Source organism: Nocardioides sp., assembly GCF_030655615.1.
GTDB lineage: Bacteria > Actinomycetota > Actinomycetes > Propionibacteriales > Nocardioidaceae > Nocardioides.
Genome location: NZ_JAURVJ010000139.1, coordinates 1 through 4,420, shown reverse-complemented (window position 1 = coordinate 4,420; position 4,420 = coordinate 1). Strand labels below are relative to the sequence as shown.

5 protein-coding genes are annotated in these 4,420 nt (G+C 70.8%); 2 read left to right on the top strand and 3 right to left on the bottom strand.

All coding sequences use genetic code 11. From position 1 onward, the window contains the following. Window positions 1-123: 123 nt before the first annotated feature. The 3 genes from Q7T52_RS11820 to nucS all read right to left on the bottom strand — a co-directional run bounded on the left by Q7T52_RS11820 (window position 124) and on the right by nucS (window position 1,870). Window positions 124-468 carry a hypothetical protein gene (locus Q7T52_RS11820; protein WP_304802698.1) on the bottom strand — a complete coding sequence of 115 codons (345 nt, stop codon included), beginning with the start codon at window positions 466-468 and terminating at the stop codon, window positions 124-126. A 79-nt stretch (window positions 469-547) separates the two neighbouring features. Then, a complete protein-coding gene (locus Q7T52_RS11815) occupies window positions 548-1,144 on the bottom strand; it encodes a DUF952 domain-containing protein (protein ID WP_304802696.1) in 597 nt (198 codons plus the stop codon). A gap of 27 nt (window positions 1,145-1,171) precedes the next feature. After that, on the bottom strand, window positions 1,172-1,870 hold the full coding sequence (nucS, locus tag Q7T52_RS11810) for an endonuclease NucS (protein ID WP_304802694.1): 699 nt from the start codon (window positions 1,868-1,870) through the stop codon (window positions 1,172-1,174). A 25-nt stretch (window positions 1,871-1,895) separates the two neighbouring features. Here nucS and Q7T52_RS11805 point away from each other — a divergent pair, with 25 nt between their 5' ends. After that, the gene (locus tag Q7T52_RS11805; RefSeq protein ID WP_304802692.1) at window positions 1,896-2,429 is read left to right on the top strand and encodes a GNAT family N-acetyltransferase; all 534 of its coding nucleotides are present in this window, start codon (window positions 1,896-1,898) and stop codon (window positions 2,427-2,429) included. A gap of 43 nt (window positions 2,430-2,472) precedes the next feature. Next, window positions 2,473-4,290 carry a 3-hydroxyacyl-CoA dehydrogenase family protein gene (locus Q7T52_RS11800; protein WP_304802690.1) on the top strand — a complete coding sequence of 606 codons (1,818 nt, stop codon included), beginning with the start codon at window positions 2,473-2,475 and terminating at the stop codon, window positions 4,288-4,290. Window positions 4,291-4,420 lie beyond the last annotated feature (130 nt).

Genomic DNA, 4,420 nt, shown 5'->3' with positions numbered 1-4,420 from the left:
ACGGGCCGGGAGCTGAAGGTGAGGGTCACGGGCCCCAACATAACGTGCAGGAGCTGCCCAGCAGACGACCCGCCCGGCCGGATGGCCGAGCGGGTCGTCGAGAGATAGGAGGGGTGGAGCGGGTCAGCTGAAGGCGTCCTTGAGCTTGGTGTCGTCGTCCTCGCCGTCGCACTGAGCCTTCAGGGTGTCGGCGAAGCCGTCCTTCGCCTCGTCGCCGAGGTCGTCGAGGGACTTGATGGCCTCCAGCGCGGCGTCGGCGTCGTCGCCGCCTTCGTCCTCGGCGGCCTCCTTGAAGAGCTTGATGACGTCGTCGGTCGACTTGCCCTTGAGCTCGCCACACGTGGTGTTCTCGGCTTCGCTGCCACAGGCGGTGAGCGTGCCGGACAGCACGACGGAGGCGAAGACGAGCCCGAGGGCCGTGCGACGCTTGCGGGGCAGGGTGCGGGTGAGGGTGTCGTTGAGGGTCACGCGCCGAACCCTATCCTGAACGTTGCCTGAGCAAACCCGCCCGCGCCGAGCGGTCTGGACCGTGCCCGAAGGGGCAGCCTCAGGCACGTCGGCGCGGGGCCAGGCGGCGTACGCCGACCACCCCGACGACCAGGCCGAGCACCGCTCCGGTGATCGGGCCCCACTCGTCGTCGACGGCGAGCCCGAGCAGCGTGCAGAGCACGACCACGACCAGCACGGCGCTCGCGACCAGCAGGTTGCGGTACACCTCCTCGAGGTAGAGGCGGCTGAACGACGGGGTGGGCTCGGTGGGCTCGACGGGTGCCGTGGTGGTCACCGGGTTCGGGGGTGCGGCGTGCGGTGGGGCGGGTGAGGGGCCTGCGGGGTCGAGGGGGATGGTCTGGACGACCGCGGCGGCGTCGACCGGGCCGTAGACGTGCGGGAAGGTCTCGTCCGACCCGGGGACCGCCTCGTCGAGCACCGGCGACGTCAGCCGCTCGGTGTCGATGACCAGGAGCACCAGCGGCTCGGTCACGTCGGCGTAGTAGCGCTGCCGCACGCCCTGCCACTGGTCGCCGCGGCTGGCGTGGATGAACCCCTCCTCGGCCAGGGTGCGACCCCGGGTCGAGGTCGTGTAGCGGCCGGCGGCCCGAGCGGCGTCCCAGTCGGCGAGGGTCGCGATGTGGAAGATGCGCACCCGCTCACCCTGGCACGGCCGGTGACGTCAGAAGAGCCGGTGCTCGGAGTCGTCGATGCCGCGCAGGGCGTCGTAGTCGACGACGGCGCAGGCGATCCCGCGGTCGGTGGCGAGCACGCGGGCCTGGGGCTTGATCTCCTGGGCGGCGAAGATGCCGCGCACGGCGCCGTTGGTGGTGAGCAGGGGGTCGCGGTTGAGCAGCTCGAGGTAGCGGGTGAGCTGCTCGACGCCGTCGATCTCGCCGCGCCGCTTGATCTCGACGGCGACGCTGGCGCCGCCCGCGTCGCGGCACATGAGGTCGACGGGCCCGATCGCCGTGGGGAACTCGCGACGCACCAGGACCAGGCCGTCGGCCAGGGTCGCGGGGTGCTCGGCGAGGAGCTCCTGCAGGTGCTTCTCGACGCCGTCCTTCTGCAGGCCGGGGTCGATCCCGAGGTCGTGGGCGGAGTCGTGGACGACGTCCTCGATGAGGATGCGGAGGGTGTCGGCCGGACCCTTGGCGGTGCTGCGGCTCGTCACCGTCCACTCGACCTGCCCGTCGTCGGTGGTGCCCTCGCGCAGGGTGCAGGGCGGGCTCATCCAGTTGAGCGGCTTGTAGGAGCCGCCGTCGGAGTGCACGAGCACCGACCCGTCGGCCTTGATCATCAGCACCCGGGTGGCCATCGGCAGGTGGGCCGTGAGCCGTCCCGCGTAGTCGACCTGACAGCGGGCCACGACGAGTCTCACGGGCGGTGAATCTACAGTGGCCCGAGTGAGCATCGCGATCCGCCGGGCCCGGCCCTCCGACCTGCGCCGGATCGCGGCGGTCGAGGACGCGGGCGGCGCGATGTTCGCCGAGCACTTCGGCGACCGGATGGTGCCGGCACTGACGGCGGCGCCGCCGAGCGGTGCGGAGCGCGACGGTCACGGGATCCTGCTCGTGGCCGTCGACGACCGGCGCCTGGTCGGCTTCGCCCACGTCGTGCCCCACGACCTGCACGCCCACCTCGAGCAGGTGTCGGTGCTGCCGTCGTACGCCCGGCAGGGGATCGGTACCTCGCTCGTACGGGCGGTCATGGAGGAGGCGCGCTGGTCGGGCTACGACCGGATGTCGCTGACGACCTACCGCGACGTGCCGTGGAACGGCCCCTTCTACGCCGGTCTCGGCTTCGTCGAGGTCGAGCCGGGCCGGCTCGAGCTCTTCCAGCGCGACCTGCGCGACCACGAGCGCCGGCTGGGGCTCGACGGGCCCGGGGTCCGCGTGGTGATGGAGCAGCCGCTCCGACGCCAAGTTACCGGTGAGTGAACATCCTCCGGATCGCGACGAACCGCGTGGAATGATCCGCTCCATGACGAGCACCGCCACCGAGCCCGCCACCGAGCCGGCCGCCCGCACCTTCACCACGATCGGCGTCGTCGGTCTCGGCACCATGGGGGCCGGCATCGCCGAGGTCTTCGCCCGCAACGGCTACGCCGTCGTGGGTGTCGAGCTCAACGACGAGGCCGTCGAGCGAGGTCGCCAGCACCTCACCCACTCCACCGGGCGGGCGGTCAAGCGCGAGAAGATGACCGAGGCCGAGCAGGCCGAGCTGCTGGGGCGGATCTCCTTCTCCACCTCGCTCAAGGACCTCACCGACGCCGACCTGGTCGTCGAGGCGGTCGTCGAGTCGATGGCCACCAAGAAGGCGATCTTCCAGGAGCTCGACGGCATCGTCAGCCCGCAGACGGTGCTGGCCACCAACACCTCGTCGCTCTCGGTCACCGAGCTCTCGTCGGCCACCTCCGGCCCGGGACGCGTCATCGGCGTCCACTTCTTCAACCCCGCCCCGGTGCAGAACCTGGTCGAGGTCGTGCGCACCGTCGTCACCGAGCCGGTCGTCCTCGACGACGTGCAGGCCCTGCTCGGCACCCTGGGCAAGAGCCCGGTCGTCTGCGGCGACAAGGCCGGTTTCATCGCCAACACGCTGCTCTTCGGCTACCTCAACCACGCCGCCTCGATGTACGAGGGGCGCTACGCGACCCGTGAGGACATCGACGCCGGCATGCGCTACGGCTGCGGCTACCCGATGGGGCCGCTCGCGCTGCTCGACCTGATCGGCCTCGACACGGCCTACGAGATCCTCGAGACGATGTACCGCCAGGGCCGCGACCGGCTGCACGCGCCGACGCCGATCCTCAAGCAGATGGTCACCGCGGGCCTGCTCGGCCGCAAGACCGGTCGCGGCTTCTACACCTACGAGGGCCCCGACAGCCCCGTCGTGGTCGCCGACGACCGGACGCCGTCGGCCGACGAGGCGCCGCAGCTCAAGCACGACGTCAAGCAGGTGGGCGTCGTCGGCACCGGCACCATGGCGTCGGGCATCGTCGAGGTCTTCGCCAAGGCCGGCTACGAGGTGCTCTACGTCGGTCGCAGCCAGGACAAGGTCGCCGGGGTCGTCACCGCGATCACCAAGAACTTCGACAAGCAGATCCAGCGCGGCAAGGCGACCGAGGAGGCCAAGACCGAGGTGCTGGGCCGGGTCTCCGGATCGACCTCCCTCGACGACCTGGGCACCGTCGACATCGTGGTCGAGGCGATCGCCGAGGACCTCGCGATCAAGACGACCCTGTTCGAGAACCTCGACGAGATCTGCAAGCCCGGCGCGATCCTGGCCACCACGACGTCGTCGCTGCCGATCATCTCGATGGCCCGGGTGACCAGCCGCCCGCAGGACGTCATCGGCATGCACTTCTTCAACCCCGCGACGATCATGAAGCTCGTCGAGGTCGTCTCGACGGTCTCGACCGACGACGACGTCACCGAGACCACGCGGGCGCTGTGCGCCCAGGTCGGCAAGGTCGCGGTCTCCTGCGGCGACCGCGCCGGCTTCATCGTCAACGCGCTGCTGTTCCCCTACCTCAACGACGCGGTCAAGATGCTCGAGCAGCACTACGCCACCGCCGACGACATCGACCTCGCCATGAAGCAGGGCTGTGCGCTGCCGATGGGCCCGTTCGAGCTGCTCGACGTCGTGGGCAACGACGTGTCCCTCGCGATCCAGCGCGAGCTCTACCAGGAGTTCCGCGAGCCCGGCTTCGCGCCGGCACCCCTGCTCGAGCACCTGGTCACCGCGGGCTACCTCGGCCGCAAGACCAAGCGCGGGTTCCGGGACTACTCGCGCCGCTGATCTGGGCATCCCCGGCGGTGGCGGATTCCCCGGCCGGCCGGGGATTCCGACCGTTGTCAGGGGGTGCAACCCCTGACCACGGGCGGAACCCCCTGACCAGCACCCCCGCCGCCTGTCTCGCGCCCCGCCC

Excerpts from the sequence above, each read along its gene's own strand:
- Q7T52_RS11800 (WP_304802690.1), top strand. The coding sequence starts at position 2,473 with ATGACGAGCACCGCCACCGAGCCCGCCACCGAGCCGGCCGCCCGCACC.